The 15,435-nt window shown below is 60.4% G+C and carries 19 protein-coding genes and 1 pseudogene; 13 read left to right on the forward strand and 7 right to left on the reverse strand.

What is annotated here, in order from left to right; all coding sequences use genetic code 11:
• Positions 1 to 601, reverse strand: a 601-nt coding sequence (locus DJ70_RS05185) for a Fic family protein (RefSeq protein ID WP_275542347.1), incomplete at its 3' end; no start/stop codon positions are given.
• 290 nt (positions 602 to 891) lie between these two features.
• On the opposite strand from DJ70_RS05185, the gene DJ70_RS05190 reads away from it, so the two are divergent.
• Complete coding sequence (locus tag DJ70_RS05190) at positions 892 to 1,263, forward strand: MarR family transcriptional regulator (RefSeq protein ID WP_094530790.1); 372 nt, start codon at positions 892 to 894, stop codon at positions 1,261 to 1,263.
• Positions 1,260 to 1,604, forward strand: a pseudogene (locus DJ70_RS05195) (type II toxin-antitoxin system PemK/MazF family toxin); the annotation flags it as partial. The gene DJ70_RS05190 and the pseudogene DJ70_RS05195, both read left to right, overlap by 4 nt.
• 45 nt (positions 1,605 to 1,649) lie before the next feature.
• Here the strand turns inward: DJ70_RS05195 and DJ70_RS05200 are convergent.
• Positions 1,650 to 2,081, reverse strand: a complete 432-nt coding sequence (locus DJ70_RS05200) for an SRPBCC family protein (protein ID WP_094530794.1) — start codon at positions 2,079 to 2,081, stop codon at positions 1,650 to 1,652.
• Positions 2,082 to 2,235: 154 nt separating this feature from the next.
• Between DJ70_RS05200 and DJ70_RS05205 the strand changes: the two genes are divergently transcribed.
• Entirely contained in the window at positions 2,236 to 3,318 is a 1,083-nt protein-coding gene (locus DJ70_RS05205) for a DUF2249 domain-containing protein (protein WP_094530796.1), read from the forward strand.
• A gap of 94 nt (positions 3,319 to 3,412) precedes the next feature.
• Here the strand turns inward: DJ70_RS05205 and DJ70_RS05210 are convergent, their stop codons facing one another.
• The 3 genes from DJ70_RS05210 to DJ70_RS05220 form a co-directional block, all read right to left on the reverse strand.
• A complete protein-coding gene (locus DJ70_RS05210) occupies positions 3,413 to 4,036 on the reverse strand; it encodes a hypothetical protein (RefSeq protein ID WP_094530798.1) in 624 nt (207 codons plus the stop codon).
• Positions 4,037 to 4,142: 106 nt separating this feature from the next.
• Positions 4,143 to 5,294: a hypothetical protein gene (locus DJ70_RS05215; RefSeq protein WP_218827787.1), complete on the reverse strand. Its 1,152-nt coding sequence runs from the start codon at positions 5,292 to 5,294 to the stop codon at positions 4,143 to 4,145.
• A gap of 76 nt (positions 5,295 to 5,370) precedes the next feature.
• Positions 5,371 to 6,729 carry a hypothetical protein gene (locus tag DJ70_RS05220; RefSeq protein WP_094530802.1) on the reverse strand — a complete coding sequence of 453 codons (1,359 nt, stop codon included), beginning with the start codon at positions 6,727 to 6,729 and terminating at the stop codon, positions 5,371 to 5,373.
• 294 nt (positions 6,730 to 7,023) lie between these two features.
• On the opposite strand from DJ70_RS05220, the gene DJ70_RS05225 reads away from it, so the two are divergent.
• The 9 genes from DJ70_RS05225 (at position 7,024) to DJ70_RS05265 (ending at position 13,337) form a co-directional block, all read left to right on the forward strand.
• A complete protein-coding gene (locus DJ70_RS05225) occupies positions 7,024 to 7,506 on the forward strand; it encodes a metal-dependent transcriptional regulator (protein WP_094530804.1) in 483 nt (160 codons plus the stop codon).
• 71 nt (positions 7,507 to 7,577) lie between these two features.
• Positions 7,578 to 7,811, forward strand: a complete 234-nt coding sequence (locus DJ70_RS05230) for a DUF2249 domain-containing protein (protein ID WP_094530806.1) — start codon at positions 7,578 to 7,580, stop codon at positions 7,809 to 7,811.
• Positions 7,812 to 7,932: 121 nt separating this feature from the next.
• Positions 7,933 to 8,412, forward strand: coding sequence for a redoxin domain-containing protein (locus DJ70_RS05235; protein WP_094530808.1), 480 nt, complete (start codon positions 7,933 to 7,935; stop codon positions 8,410 to 8,412).
• Between the two features lie 76 nt (positions 8,413 to 8,488).
• Positions 8,489 to 8,842, forward strand: a complete 354-nt coding sequence (locus DJ70_RS05240) for a hypothetical protein (RefSeq protein WP_094530810.1) — start codon at positions 8,489 to 8,491, stop codon at positions 8,840 to 8,842.
• A gap of 230 nt (positions 8,843 to 9,072) precedes the next feature.
• Positions 9,073 to 10,143 carry a copper-containing nitrite reductase gene (gene nirK, locus DJ70_RS05245; RefSeq protein WP_179233977.1) on the forward strand — a complete coding sequence of 357 codons (1,071 nt, stop codon included), beginning with the start codon at positions 9,073 to 9,075 and terminating at the stop codon, positions 10,141 to 10,143.
• A gap of 199 nt (positions 10,144 to 10,342) precedes the next feature.
• Complete coding sequence (locus DJ70_RS05250) at positions 10,343 to 12,178, forward strand: multicopper oxidase family protein (protein WP_094530814.1); 1,836 nt, start codon at positions 10,343 to 10,345, stop codon at positions 12,176 to 12,178.
• Positions 12,179 to 12,364: 186 nt separating this feature from the next.
• Positions 12,365 to 12,745 carry a cupin domain-containing protein gene (locus DJ70_RS05255; protein WP_094530816.1) on the forward strand — a complete coding sequence of 127 codons (381 nt, stop codon included), beginning with the start codon at positions 12,365 to 12,367 and terminating at the stop codon, positions 12,743 to 12,745.
• Entirely contained in the window at positions 12,742 to 13,047 is a 306-nt protein-coding gene (locus tag DJ70_RS05260) for a cupin domain-containing protein (RefSeq protein WP_094530818.1), read from the forward strand. The genes DJ70_RS05255 and DJ70_RS05260 overlap by 4 nt, the downstream gene beginning before the upstream one ends.
• A gap of 92 nt (positions 13,048 to 13,139) precedes the next feature.
• On the forward strand, positions 13,140 to 13,337 hold the full coding sequence (locus DJ70_RS05265) for a hypothetical protein (protein ID WP_094530820.1): 198 nt from the start codon (positions 13,140 to 13,142) through the stop codon (positions 13,335 to 13,337).
• A 194-nt stretch (positions 13,338 to 13,531) separates the two neighbouring features.
• On the opposite strand, the gene DJ70_RS05270 is transcribed toward DJ70_RS05265, so the two are convergent.
• Together DJ70_RS05270 and DJ70_RS05275 are read right to left on the reverse strand one after the other, a co-directional pair.
• Entirely contained in the window at positions 13,532 to 14,311 is a 780-nt protein-coding gene (locus DJ70_RS05270; protein WP_094530822.1) for a helix-turn-helix domain-containing protein, read from the reverse strand.
• A gap of 181 nt (positions 14,312 to 14,492) precedes the next feature.
• Positions 14,493 to 15,017, reverse strand: coding sequence for an ArsR/SmtB family transcription factor (locus DJ70_RS05275; protein ID WP_094530824.1), 525 nt, complete (start codon positions 15,015 to 15,017; stop codon positions 14,493 to 14,495).
• Positions 15,018 to 15,215: 198 nt separating this feature from the next.
• Here DJ70_RS05275 and DJ70_RS05280 point away from each other — a divergent pair, with 198 nt between their 5' ends.
• Positions 15,216 to 15,431, forward strand: a complete 216-nt coding sequence (locus tag DJ70_RS05280; protein WP_094530826.1) for a heavy-metal-associated domain-containing protein — start codon at positions 15,216 to 15,218, stop codon at positions 15,429 to 15,431.
• Positions 15,432 to 15,435 lie beyond the last annotated feature (4 nt).

Here is a 15,435-nt window from a genome sequence, read left to right on the forward strand (position 1 = left end):
GCGGGTAGTTATCCATCGGGTTGTACGCGATGAGCTGATCGAGTAGCATCGACACGTGGGCCGGGTGGGCCGGGATGAACTGTGCGTCCTCGGGGTTCTGGTTCGGACCGATGATGACAGGGGTATCTCGGATGGTGCCAGGACGCTTGTCTTCACCACGAACATCGAGTAGGAGCGATTCGTGGAGTTCACAGAGGAGGGTGCGGTCGATACTCTCGCCCTGTTCGAGCCGATTGAACCCCATCTGGATAGCTTCGACGTAGTTGTACGCCTCTCGGATGTCTCGTTCGGATGCTGCTTCCCGTTCAGGGTCGTCGTCTGGCTCGTGGAGGATGATGTCCGAGACGGTGACTGCGGTGCCTTCGATCTGCGAGCTCATCGCCGCTTCTCGGGCCACGAACGGGGCGAGCAGGAGGTTCTCGTTTTCGATGTGGTCGTGAAGGGTCGAAAGCTGGCCGAGCGCGTAGAGAGCGTCGCCGTAGGCATCGAGAATCTCCGAAGTGAGTTCAAGCTCTGGAGGGAGGCTTGCCGGATTGTAGCAGGGGAGTCCGTTGTGTGGCTCGATCCGACCAGGTCCATCTTCGAACTCAGCGGGGTTCATTACAATACAGATGATTCTCAACCCGGATAAGTGTACTAAACCCCGATCGAATACACTTACAGTAGATTCAAACCGGAGTAAGTGTACTGAATCCTGATCAAATACATCTACATCAGTCCGAGAGAGCTCTTAGTGCAACCACCAGGAGCGTGGTAGTTGAGACTGGCCGTCTCAATGTATACGATTCTCGAACTGCTTCGACGAGGCTACGGGCGGAGTATCCCCTTCAGCAATTTCGTCGCTTTCGCACCTAACACTCATTACGATTGACACCGTATTTCTGCTCAACGATGTCCATCGACCGAGATACCTTCGAGAAGACGAGCGAGGACGAACTCGAGGAACTTTCCGTCCCGGATCAGGTGCTGGGATTTCTCGCCGCCAACGATGATCGCGCGTTCAAGGCCCGCGAAATCGCCTCTCAGATCGGTCTCGATGAGGGCGCGGTCAGCACCGCGCTCTCGAGACTGAAGGACCGCGATCTCGTCGAACACAAAGCGACGTACTGGGCGATAACCGACGACACAGAGCGACTCGACGGATACAGCGGGTACGAACGAGCGACCGCCCTGTTCAACCAGCGACTCGGTACAGAGGACAAGGAGTCCTGGCGCGAACACGCACCCGAGGAACCACATCCGAGCGTCGAGGACGAACAGTGACCGACGAAGAGAGACCGATTTTCGAGCGTGGCGACGTCGTCTACGGGGATGATCCGTTCAAAGGTGAGAGAGATGCTCGGCCATGGATCATTCTCTCGAATCACGAAGGCCGTCCGTTCTACGGCGATCAGTATATCGCGCTCACGTTGACGTCGAAATCTTGGATGGACGGCCTAATCGACATCCCCGGTGAGAGTTGGCTTCGTGGTGGGATCCCGGATGAGAGTCGGATTGTTCTGTGGGGAGTCCAATCGATCGTCCGCGAGGATATCGATTTCTGGCAGGGCCGCCTTGACAGCGATCTATGGGAATCGCTGATAGTAGCGATTATCGTTGATCTCCTTGATCGTGATCTTCGACGGGACATCATCTGGGAAGTCGTCTAGTCACTCCTCACCTTCGTTTAAGCTTGTCCCCTCTTCAAGCCAATCGACCTGAGCCGTGAGTTCCTTTCGCCGTTGGCGTTTGATGATCGTTGAGTCAAGTACATCTCCGATGATCGCAACGTCAAGCGCGAACTCCGTCGTTGCGACCACTTCGCTCCCGTTAGGATCTGATGTGACGGTGTACGCTGTCCGCATCTCCTCGAAGATGCCCTTGCGCTGTTCGTAGGCGAGGTCGGCGTCAGGACGGTCAACGAGTTCAAGCGTGAGTTCGATAGTCGCGATCCCCATTTCGTTCGCGACGCGAACCGTTTCGCCGTCTACGTGAACCTCATCGAACCCCGACGCTCGCATGAACTGATCGAGTTCGTTCATCGATTCGCGGACAACAGTCGGAGGCGCGTCGATCGTTCGCGAAAGCGTTACCGAATTCATGGGTCGGACTTGTCTTTCGAAAGCGGCCGAAACTCTTGTACTGGATTGGTGAGCATCCGATAATTCAGATCTCAATTCCGTCTCGTTTCACGGATGTCCCGAACAAGTTCGGCTGAGGGACCATCTTCCTTCGCGACCGTACTCGATCCGAGAGATGGTTACCGAAATCGACCTGCGGGATTCCTCGCCTCGCGAGTTCCAAGACCGGATCGACGACGCGTTCGACGAGATTGAGACGGGTACCGAAGTCCTCGTTATCTCTGATCGAGATATCGACGCTCATCTGATCCAGTATCAGATCGAACGGGACTACGCCCTTGACTGGGACCACGAGGATCCTGACGCGGAGCCCCGCGAGGTTCGGGTGTCCAAACAGAAACCACTCGGTGACGATGAGTTAGGGACGTTCGACGTGCGTGACCTGATACCGCAACGGCGACACGAGGTGTTGCTCGATACGTTTAATCGCCTCGGCCCCGGCGAGGGGTTCGTACTGGTCAACGACCACGATCCGAAGCCGCTCTACTACGAACTTCGATCGATGCACGGCGATGTCATCGATTGGGAGTATACAAGTCGTGAGTCGGGTGAGTGGCGCGTCAAAATCGTGAAGACCGACGCTTCGATAGCCGACAACGAGGGCGTAATCACGCGATACGATGTCCGGGAGATCCCGAAGCCGGATCGCCACGAGACGATCCACCACCGGTACGGAATGATACCCGACGGGGAGACGATGGAGCTCATCGCTCCACACGAGCCGCGACCGCTCCGTCGCGAGTTTCGGGAGCAATATGATGACACGTTCGACTGGGAGGTCGTCGAAAAGGAGCCCGGTCGCTGTCGGGTACAGATCACGAAGGCTGAACGAAGTGAATCCACAGCTGACGATGAGGATCTCACATCTACGATGTCTGACAATGACGAGGTGTCCGCGGAAGCGTCCGTCGAGATCCCAGAGAGTACGGCTGAGCTCGACGTCCGCGACCTTCCACCTGCGCAACGCCACGAGAAGATCTTCGAGGCGTACGCGGACCTCGACGACGGAGCGGGATTTACCCTCGTGAACGACCACGACCCGAAGCCGCTGTACCACCAGTTCGACGCCGAAGCTGGCCCGGAGTTCTACTGGGAGTACCGCAAGCGTGATCCCGGCGAGTTCAGGGTGCTGATCGGGAAGGCCGAAACGCATGACGACGACCCGACTGTCGCGGAGGATCCGAACGCACCGTTCTGACGAGGCGGTTTCGAAAACGGACTGATCCGGAGCGAGACCGCGGATTGCGGTACCGACCGCGCAGTGGCCGTTGCCCTGGGGGGACCAGATCCTTTCAGAACGGAGCGTCCGGCGATCCGCGGCTCAGTCCCTCGTTTTCCATCGACCGTTCCATCGGGTTCGACCCGATTTCGGTGTCGCCCCCCGGATCGGCGGTCACGTCTCCCGTCTCGAGATACGTCTGCTCGAGGTCGGCGAGCTGCTCGTTGATCGCCTCGCTCTGGTGGTGCATGGGTGCCGCGCGGACGCGGATGAGATCGTACTCATGTCGTTCAGAGAGCCCATTCCACGCGCGGAACGACCCGATCGTCAGCGTGTGGGTCTGTGGACAGAATGGAGTCGTCGGCGTGAACTCGGCACGGAGTACGCGGTCGATGTCGTCCGCCTCGACGGCGTCATCAGCGTCGTCGCGTTCGACGGCGTAGCGGTAGCCGGCGCCCGTGTGCCGCGTGTCGAGATTCAGCCGGGCGAGATTGTAGTTGAACGTCATATCGTACACCTTTCGCTCCTCGAAGCAGTCGCGCGTGAGGCGGTGAAACGCGACGTGGTCCGCCCCGGTGAGCAAATCATGGGGCTCAAGGAACTCACCCGGTCTCGGGACGTGGTCCGAAACGAACTCGTCGTACCCGTCGAACAGGTCGCCGTCGTCGGACCCGAACGGAGACGGAAAGCTGGGCATACCTATTTGTTCGAGATCGTGAGGGGTACTCCTACTCCCGTACATGTTCGGATAGCGGTCTCCTCGCCCGAAAACGGTCGGGCCCTCGTCTTCGATCGATCGGGTATCAACTGTTCACAAACCGGCGTCCGAGGAGGTAGCCACATCCGATCGCCCCGATTACGGACCCGAGAATTCCGATCACGCGTACCGGTTCGTACTGAAGGGCAACTCCCACCGATTGTACCGCGACGCCGGCTCCGAGCACCCCGATCGTCGCACGGGCCGTTTGTGGGTTCGCCCCCGTGAACTGACCGCCGGTAATTGGGAAGAATAGGTACGCGTATCCGACGATTGTGAGCGGAAAGAACCCGGCTAGGATGAGCGTTCGATGAACGGCAAGCGACATCGGGTTCCCGAATCCGAACGCCACCGGAACTACCGACACGACGGCGGTCCCTCCCGCGATCGCACCGAGTGCGATCCCCGATATGCCGACCCGTCTGCGATTCGTTTTCAGAACGACAAACAGTACGAGGCCCACATACCCGAGCATTGCGAGTGTCGCGAATACGCCGCCGACCCGGAACCACGGATCGATCCAGAGGAACGTTCCCAGAAAGGCCGGTGCGATGGCTCCAGCCATGAGCACGAGCCAGACGACGGCGCGAGGTAGCGAGACGTGGAAAAAAGCCGTCAGCAGCCGTGTGCCGAGCGCGTAGATGAGCAGCGCTGCGAACCCGGTAAGGTAGTAGTGGGTGACCTGTGCTACTGTGACTGTCCCGATCCCCCGCGAGACGTCGGTCACGAAGAAAGCAACTGTTCCGACGACGAGATAGCCGACGGCAACCGGTATCATCGCTGTGGCAAGTCGGGTCGTGCGTTGGGATCGTCCACTTTCTCCAAGTGTCCCAGCTACTGTACTGACCGCCGTCGGACCGACAGTCGCCAGCAACGACCCAACGAAAATGAGGACACCGGTCGTCCAGAGCGTCACACCAAGGGGCCTCAGGAGAATCCCCGCCGTAACGAACTGATCCGCCACGAGAAGAGTGACACCGACATAGGCGAGCCCGAAGTGAATCCCGGCGAGTCGCTGATCGACGAGCGTCTCGCCGACGTACGAGGGGAGCAAAAGGTACGCCATCCCGAACACCATCGGACAGACGAAGCCGAACACGCCGAGCAGGACGGCGACCTCATCTGCCCCACCGAGCAGTGCGAGAAGCGAGCCCACGAACGACCCGACGCTCGCCACCGTGAAGCGTTGTGTCCACATCCGGAGTCCAGTTGATCCCGTGTTCATGAGTGTTGTCAGAAGCTCAGGACGATCTCCGGGCTTTCTGCTGGCAAATCTAATCGTCGGCCGCCTCATCAAGATCGCGCGCTCGGCGCGGCGAGAATGAACCCAACACGATCCGATCGATCGAGTGCGGGCTGTGACGGACCAACACGAGTACCATGTTGGACACGAATGCCACGACGCCGACGCCCACTAGCAGTCCGCCAAGGAGCGCCGGTGCTCCGGCGACTTCCAGGAGGTTCGTACCCACGATCAGTACGCTTCCGGCCCCGAGGAGTCCCCCGTCGATCGCAGCGATCCGATCGTCGTAGAGGTCGTCGATCATCGGGACGTCCTCTAACCCTAATAGATCGCTGTACCGGTTGACCCAGATGACGAAGGGGATGATGTGATAGAGCGTCCCCACGACGACGAACCCGATCGCACCCAACAACAGTAGATGGCCGGCGTTCGCTGCGCCGAGCAGATGCTCACGCGTCAACGGGTCAGATATCCACGCGGGTACTGTGACGGCGATCCACAGCGCGAGTGCGCCGGCTGCCACCATGTACCGTGTGTGCATCGGGGTCCGCTCAACCTGCATCTCGTACAGTTTGCGTGCCAAAACGAGACAGAACACCGACGCGGCGACCAGGATCAACAGACCGCCGACCCGCGCAGTAGGGGCATGAGCCACGAGCCGACCGACCGCGAGCACGACCACGCCGGTAGGATGCGCGATCTCCTCGATGGACCGAAGCCGGTGATCGATCCCGTGGAGCTCCGTCTGCGTGAACATTGTCCCGAGCTGGTACAGCGCACCGTATACCGTTGTGAGCACGGCACCGAACACCGCGAGGGTCGCGTGGGCGCCCACCACCCCGGACCGGCTGGCGCCGATCCGCGAGAACGTCGGAACGGTGAAATCGATCGCGAGGAGGACGCCGAGAACGGTCAACAGGAGAAAAAAGCCGAGCGCGCCGAGAAAGTGTCGTTCGGTCACGTCGTACTCCTCCACCGTGCCGAGCGTTCGGATGATGTTGTACGCGAAGGCCCAGAAACCGACGAGCATGAGCGCTGCGAACGGGATCAGCCACCTCATCTCGACCAGGAGAAACGCGACGACGAACCCGGAGAGGCCGGCGACGACTAGTCCCAACTGCAGATTCGCGAGCCGCCGCGAGTGGAGGGTCGCTCCTGACCAAACGGGCACGAACTGCGTCATCGCCCCCATGATCGTGATACAGATCCACCCGGCCAACAGGAGGTGGACGTGAGCGAGCTGACCCAGTCCCGGGACGGCGTTCAGGTGTAAGCCGATCCCGATCCCGATACCCGCGACGAGAAAGGCGAGCCCGACGACGAAGTGTCGTAATGGGACCGTCATCGGGGGCTGTTGGTCCGTCTCGATGTTACCCGGGATCGCGCCCATGGACGTGGGTACGGGCTCCGCACACCTGACAGTACCACCGAAGATGTTCCCCTTCCGTTGGCCGCGTATCTTCCTACTGGGACAGAGGAGGCGGTGCGTCGACGAGCGTGGGCCGTTTCTAGCGGGATTTGACACCTCAATGAACCTGTTCACCGATAGCGGCTCTCGAGTCGGCCGACCGCCCGTGGCGAGTCTCTTCTGTACTGCGCTCAGGGACAGACATGCTGGAGTTGACGTTAGACGGGAACATGTTCGGGGGTGCCCTCATGTCTGGAGCGTGTCGATCGCACGGTAATGACTATCGACTACTCACAGGCGGACGTCTGCGGCTGCACGCGCCCCACCGCCTGCGTCGATCGGAACGGCGGGCTGTATCTTATCACCATCAGGCGACTCGGTACCGACTGTACCGATCGGGTTCGGACTGGAGAGGTGAGCGACCGCCTCGAGGTTGCACCGTCGAGCGTGACGGAGATGTTCGAGCGACTCGACGCCGCCGGGCTCCTCCGATACGAGAAGCGAGCCGGGGTCGTGCTCACCGATCGAGGGAGAGAGGTCGCGCTGGAACTCGAAGCGCGCCAGTGCGCCGTCCGTACGTTCTTCCGCCGTCGAACGGGGTTCGATATGCCTCTCGAAGTGGGTTACCGAATCGGATACGTTCTTCCGGACGAGGCGATCGAACGCCTGCAAGTGCTCGTCGACGGAACGTCGAGCACGTGTTCTGCGACCCCCTCAACTGGAATTGAACAGTGCCCATTCGCAGGAACAGAGTGTTGAAACCCACCGACGGGTACGTCCCCGAATACGTTCGGGGGAACACGCACCTCCCCGTCCATGCTTGAACGGATATGGCCACTGAGCGAAACGAGACCGATCGTCGCCTGGATGTCCGAGAGATCGACGGCGAACCGTTCGGCGACATCATGGCCGAACTCGAAGCGCTCCCTGACGACGAGACGCTACTGTTGATCAACAGCTTCGAACCAGAGCCGTTGTATCAGGTCCTCGAAGAACGCGGGTTCCAGTACGAAACGACGTCTGACGGGTCCGACGTGTGGTATATCGAGATTCGACACGAGTAACCTGATTCCGAGGGATCTGTCGGCCCCTAAATTGTCAGGTCGGAACGATTTTCCAGCGGGCTCGATCCACCGAATATGTTCGTGTGAAGCTTATTCATTGGACAACAAGAAATGAATCCTGATGCTTGAACGTTCAGATACTGCACCGCTGTTCACCGCGACGCGTGGAACGAGTGACCACGAGACGTTCGAATTGGAAGATCACATAGGAGACGGACCGACCGTGCTTGCGTTTTTCCCGGGCGCGTTCACGCCACCGTGTACGAATGAGATGGTCGCGCTTCAAGACAATCTCGAGGCATTTCAGGACGCCGGAGCGACGATCTTCGGTGTGAGCGCCGATTCACCGTTCTCTCAGGGTGCCTTCCGCGACGAACACGGAATAGAGTTTGATCTCGTTAGCGACATGAGCGGTGATGTGATCCGGAAATACGACCTCGAGATCGACATTGAAGAGCTCGGATTGTACGGGATCGCGAACCGAGCAGTGTTCGTACTCGATGAGACGGGTACGGTGACGTATCGCTGGGTTGCAGACGATCCCACGAACGAGCCGGATTACGAGGAACTGCTTGAGGCCGTGAATACGGCAACCGAGTAGAGCGACTCCCTTCCGATAGACCGATCCTCACTCACGATTGAGTAACTCTCTTTCCAAGACCACTCTATATTCGATTATGACTCCTGAACGGTCCAACAAGGAACGACGGCCCAACTGTCGGGACGATGCTCCTGATACTGGAGTCGACGCCGACTGCGTCCTGAGACGATTGCAACATCGAACAGCACGGATCGAACGGCGTGAGATCGAGGAGGCTCTCTCTAAACTCGAAAATTGCGGCGATCTTACTGACGAGCAACGGCAAACTGTCCGGCTGTTTGGGGGTACTCTCGCTTGGCGACTTACAGCAGATTTCGAGTCAATACTGAAACAATGTTCTCAAAATAACCAAGCGACTGCCCGCGCTGTTGCACGGTTGTTCAACCTCGTTCCAGAGAGCTATTTTGACGACGAGTGCGAACAGTCGTGATATGTTCGTCTTTGTGTCACCACGGATGTGTTCGTGGACCAGGGTCTGAGTTTGACAGTTCCGATCGATTCCAGATCCGTCATATCTATTAGGATATTTAAAATCCCACATATGGGGGATGAGTGGCATTTCTCCCCCACTATCAGGGAACAGTATATATTATATATGTCACTAGGGCGCCTCGGATGAGGTAGGGAAGTATCATGTCACAAGACCTCAGCAGGCGGAAGATGGTTGCAGCACTCGGAATCGGAGCGGTCGGCGCCATTGCCGGCTGTATCGGCGCACCCGTGAATGCGGAGCCGACACCCGCTGCCGAAACGACCCCGGACGTAACGCCGGAACTCGATCCCGCACGCGAGGTCGACGTCGACCGGATCGCGGCCGACCCGACCGACGTCCCGGCGCCTGTAGACTGGGACGAGCCGCGCGAACACGACATCACCCTTCGCACGAAGGAGCTCGTCGCGGAGATCGAGCCGGGCGTGACGTTCAAGTACATGACCTTCGAGGGGCAGGTCCCCGGCCCGATGATCCGTGTCCGCCGGGGCGACACCGTGAACCTCCGGTTCGAGGTGCCGGCCGACGACAACGGCGACATCCACAACGTGGACTTCCACGCGGTGTACGGTCCCGGCGGCGGCGCCGTCGATACGACGCTCGTGCCCGGCGACGACGCGGCAGAACTCAGCTTCAAAGCGGCGTATCCCGGCCTGTTCACCTACCACTGCGCGGTGCCGGCGATGGACCACCACGTCAGCTCCGGGATGTTCGGCGCGATCCTCGTCGAGCCCGAGGAGGGACTGCCGGCGGTCGACCGTGAGATCTACCTCGGTCAGCACGAGTTGTACACCAAAGGCGACCTCGGCGAGAAGGGCCACCACGCCTTCGATCACGGTGCGATGCTCGCCGAAGATCCGACGTACGTCGTGTTCAACGGCGTCGACCACGGCTTCACCGAGGACCGGCTCGGACCGATCGGCGCCGAGGTGGGGGAGACCGTTCGCGTGTTCTTCGTGAACGGCGGCCCGAACCAGTCCTGCTCGTGGCACCCGATCGGCAACGTCTGGTCGCGGCTGTACCGCGACGGCGACCTCCTCTCGCCGCCGGGGCAATACGTCGAGACCACGGCCGTTCCCCCGGGGACGGCGACCGTCGGCGAGATGGATCTGGTGGTGCCCGGACCGATCAAGATCGTCGACCACGCGCTCTCGCGGGCGGGGCGCCGCGGCGCGCTCGCGGTCGTGGACGTCACGGGGGAGGCGAACACGGACGTGTACGACTCGGGCACCGGTGAGTGAGCACCGGCCCCTCGAGCGCTGACATAGTCTTCGACGTTTCGCTCCGGGACGGACCGCAGATCGAAGATACCCGAGGGCCGACGAAATAACGGGAGTCATCTCATACTCCTCACTCTGGCGGCGAACATGTTCGGAACCCACCTCATAGAGTGGGGTTTGTCCGGTCCCCTATCCGGACAACCCCGCTAGCGTGTATGTAATGCATGACAGGGTCGGACGATCTCGAAGCGACGTCGCTCGGCGGAAGTTTCTCGCGGCCGTGGGTATCACTGGCACCGCGGCGCTCGCGGGCTGCTCCGCGAAGAGCATTGGCGCCCCGGTAGCCGCCGACGAGTCGGAAGATGGGGGAGAAACACCCGACGCGACCCATACGTCACCGGATCTCGAACGGTGGGTCGACGAAGTACCTCGCCCGGGGGTCATCGAACCAAACGGAACGAAGGACGGTCAGCCTCGCTACGAGGTAGAGATGGCCGAGATCGAACAGAAGCTCCACCGCGACCTTCCGCCGACGACCCTGTGGGGCTACGGCGGGCAGTTTCCCGGGCCCACGATCGAAGCCGAACAGGGCGAACCGATCTACGTTCGATGGCAGAACCACCTGCCGGACGAACACCTGCTCCCGGAGGATCCGACGATTCACGGCGACATCATCCCGTACGACGAGCCGGGCGCCCGCGTCGTCCCGCACCTCCACGGTGGCAACGTCGAACACGAGAGCGACGGGAAACCGCAGGCGTGGTTCACCCGCGACTTCGAGCGGACGGGCCCCGACTTCGAGAAGAAGGACTACTACTACGCGAACGACCAGCCGCCCGCAACCCTGTGGTACCACGACCACTCGCTCGGTATCACCAGGTTGAACGTTTACGCCGGCCTCGCGGGGTTCTATCTGCTTCGGAACGATCACGAGCGAGAGCTCGACCTCCCGACGGGCGACAACGAGATCCCGCTCGTGTTGCAGGACCGGAGCTTCAACGAGGACGGCTCGTTGTACTACCCTACGGCCACTCCGGGGACGCAGAAAGATGAAGACGAATCACGTCCCGACCCAAGTATCGTCCCGCAGTTCTACGGCGATACGTCGACGGTCAACGGCAAAGTGTGGCCCCGGTTGTCAGTCGATCCCGAGCGGTATCGGTTCCGCCTGCTCAACGGGGCCAACAGCCGGTATTACAACCTCAAACTGCTCGAATACAACGAGGAGTCGGGCGACACGGGCGATGCGGGGCCACCGTTCGTCCAGATCGGGAACGACGGCGGGCTTCTCTCGGAGCCCGTCGAGACCACTGGCCGCCTCGAACTCGGGTCGAGTCAGCGTGCGGACGTCCTCGTCGACTTCAGCGAGTACGCGGGCGAGACACTGCTCCTGCACAATAACGCCCCGGCGAAGTATCGTGGCACGAGCGGGATCGAGGCAGACGGCGCTGAACCCCTCCCGGAGGTCATGCTTATCGACGTGGCAGCCGCGGAAAGCGAACCGGAGCCGACGCAACTCCCAGCCGAACTGACCCAGGTACCCGCGATTCCGATGGAGTCTGTCGACACCGAACGCTACCTCACGCTCGCCCGGCAATCGGACGAGTACGGTCGCCCGCGCTACGCGCTCGGGACTCGCAACGAAAAGACCGGATACGAACTCACGGACTCGGTCACCGAGACCCCGACGCTCGGCGACACCGAGATCTGGAGTCTCGCCAACTTCACGGGGATGTCCCACCCGATGCATCTCCACCTCGTTCACTTCCAGGTGTTGGGACGACAGTCGGCCGCTGATCACGATCCGGCTGAAGACGACATCGATCTGGACGCGCTGGACGGGCCCGAGTCGTACGAACTTGGGTGGAACGACGTGGTCACCGTCGACCCAGGCGAAGTGGTGCACGTAATCGCACACTTCGGGGAGTTCGAGGGGCTATTCTCCGATCAGACGGGGGACTACATGTGGCACTGTCACATGATCGAACACGAGGATCACGACATGATGCGACCGTTCAAGGTTCTGTCGCCCGACGACGAGGGTGGAAGCGAGTAGTCGTCGACGGGGGCCGATCTGACGGGAACATGTTCGTCCCAATCCTGTTGCCGCTCCGTGCCACACGTTGAGATGCATGAATTTAGGCCAACCTAAAATTCACCAAACGGGCAAGGCGTCCGTCGCCGGCGCTCGACCCGCTGTCCGGACGAATGACCGCGGCGCCTACCGAACGGGTGATTCGGTATGACTGCCATCGATTTCGATGCGGAACGAACGTACGACGACGAGAAGTTCTCAGCGGTCGAGGTGTTCCGGAGCGAGCGGATGAAAGTCGTCTGCGGCTACTTCGAACCGGGACAGTTTATCCCGGTTCACGCTCCGTCCAGTGACGTACTAATCGACGTTCGGTCCGGCACTGGGCTCGTTCGCGACGGCGATGGGGAACACCGCGTCGAACCAGGAGATGTCGTGACTATCGAGGCGGATGCCGACCGCGGTGTCAAGGCCGACGACGATTCGCGGCTCAAAGCGTTGCTCGTCACCGCCCCACCGCCGACCGACGCCGAACACGAACCGGTCCGTCGGGGGCTCCGAACCGGCGAATTCGATCCGACCGATACATGACGACGATACACACCCTCAACGAACTGGACGGACAGCCCCACGCTAATGTCTTCCCCGACGCTGAACCGAAGACGATCAGACTCACTCTCGACGCGGGCGGCGAGGTCGCGCCTCACTCGCATCCCGACCGCGAAATCGTGTTCCATCTCATCGAGGGGACGATCGAGTTGGAACTCGACGGCGAGACACATGAGCTGTCGGCAGGCGACGTGGCTCGCTTCGACGGGGACCAGGAGATCGCTCCCCATGCCGTCGAGAATAGCACTGCACTAATCGTCTTGGCGTCTCGGTCCGAAGCGTAGCTGGAGGCCAGCGAGCGACACGGCCTTTGCACACGACTGATTTACCCGGATTCGTGCGTACATCTATACGCAAGACTGTGATAGAGTGATTCATGCAAGAGTTCACACTTCGAGCTGACGACACTGGAACGATTGAGCTCGTCTGTGAGAGGAACGACGAGGAGGCTCCTGCCCCTCGTGTACGCTCGTTCGCTGGAGATGACGAGTTTGGACTCCTCGTTGATGATTTAACACCAGGAGAACAGGTTCTCCTGTTCGTTACCGACACGGCCTCTGAGAAGTTACGCTGAGAATCACTTCCGTCTCCATCCTCGGTGGGATGGACTACCTTTCCATCACGTCGGTACAGAAGTACTCCGTATTGACCGCCAGCGGATCAATATGTGTTACTGATCGTCAACCGGTTTTGTCCGATGGGTTCGACCCCGCTACTGATCAATACGGTCGAACCACGGAGGTGGCTATCGGCGAACTGTTCGGGGGTTTAAGTACCGTCTCCGAATGTCTGCGAGAAGAGCGCTGCCGTCACGGTCCGGAGATGCTCCGATACCGTGGACTTCGCGAGGTCGAACTCGGCCGCGACGTCGGCGGCGGACGCGCCGTCGGGCTCGAAGTACCCTTTCTCCGCGGCGACCGTTGCGATTTCGGCCTGTCTGTCGGTTACGCCGGCGAGATCCACGGGGATCACATCGGAAGAACACCCGTCCCCCTCGCCGCTTCCGCGGTCGATACAGAGTCGGCGGAGTTCGATGTCGAGCCCGGCCGCCTCGCACTCATCAACTGTCGCCTGCAGCTCCTCGTGGCCGCTCAGGACGAAGGAGACATGCAGTTCGCTGTTCTCCATCTCCGTCCGACGCGGCGACGCCGGGAAGTTCGCGAACGCAGCCGGAAGCCCGCCGCAGGAACATCCGGTGCAGATCCCCTCGTCGGAATCGGGCGATACGGGCTCGGCCGCCGTGCCAACCTCGACGTTCGGGGGGGCGACTGATATTCCACCGTCGGTGGCTGTGGCGTCCGCTGTGCGGTTACCGTCGGTCGTCGAATGCTCGTGATCAATCTCGTACCGGCCGTGTGCCCGATCCGCGAACTCGATGAAGTCGATGGCAGACGGGGGATCGTCCGGCGGATCATCGGCGACGAAATCGACCCGATCGTCGCCCGAATCGACCTGCAGCTCCTGGATCGGCGTGCTGGACGAGAGGGCTGCAACGGGACAGCCGTCGCAGGTGGAGAGAGCGAGTTCGGCGTAGATCCCGTTGGTCATACGCACAAGTAGGTGCTCTGAGACACATATAATGCGGACCAATTTCCAGCGCGATGAAAAGACCCACCACTAGCGCGGCCGTTCGACCGGAACCCTCGATCTGGTCCGATGAGCGCGCCCTCTTCCATCGAGGTCTGAACCGAGCCGGTCTACTGAAATCCTAACAGTCCGTGTCTTCTCATTAAGAACCCCTGTGAGCGCTAACGAACGCACGACGGAGGACGGTCAGAAGCACGTACGTCTCGTACTTTTGGGTCTGACAGTGCTCGCAGGGCTGCATGTCTGCGACGATTTCCTTGATGTCGCCGTCGTACTCATCGGTGAGCGTGGCGAGCGCGTCCGTGATCTGGGGCTGGACCGCATCTATCATCTCTTTGACGGCAGCATCCGCTGAGTCCGGGAGTGAGTACGAGAGGACAATCGTGTTCGCGTGGTAGTACTTTGTCGTCCCGCCGCGACCCTCCTCGAAGCGAACGACGTCGACGAGGCCGGCGTCCCGTAGCTCGTTGATGTGGTGTCGAACCGTGTTCTCGGTTCGGTCGATGCCGCGATCGGCGAGGCTCCCGTGGACCTCGCTCGCGGTCAGGGCCTCCTCGGACAGGATATCGAGGATCATCGCCCGCATCGGTTCGTCGATCGCGTCCGAGACCTGCGTGTCTCGCACCGCGATGTCGTCGAGGCGTTGATCGGTACCGGAGTTGCTCATACGAAAACCGAGCGCGAGCACGGGGGAAAAAACGGCGGGATGCGAGCGGAGAGGTATCTACCGAGGAACCAGTCCCGAATGGACCCCGAGACCGAAAGCCCTAGACGACCCGTTTGACTGTTCCAACAACCTATTTCCGTACCCAAACATATCATCTAAAAAATACTTATTGGGGTATGGCCACTATCTCAAATCGTAATGAGCGACACAACGCAGTTCCGCGTCTTGGATTTTGACTGTCCGAGTTGTGCAAGCACCGTCGAACGCGCTCTCTCGAACGTCGACGGCGTCGAAGACGTCGAGGTGCACTACTCGACCGGTCGCGTCGAGATCGAGTACGACGACGGCGTTTCCGACCCCAACGCCTTCGCACAGACCATCGAAAACCAGGGCTACACGCCTCAGCCCGCCTAAGGAG

The sequence above is a fragment of the Halorubrum halodurans genome (assembly GCF_002252985.1).
GTDB lineage: Archaea > Halobacteriota > Halobacteria > Halobacteriales > Haloferacaceae > Halorubrum > Halorubrum halodurans.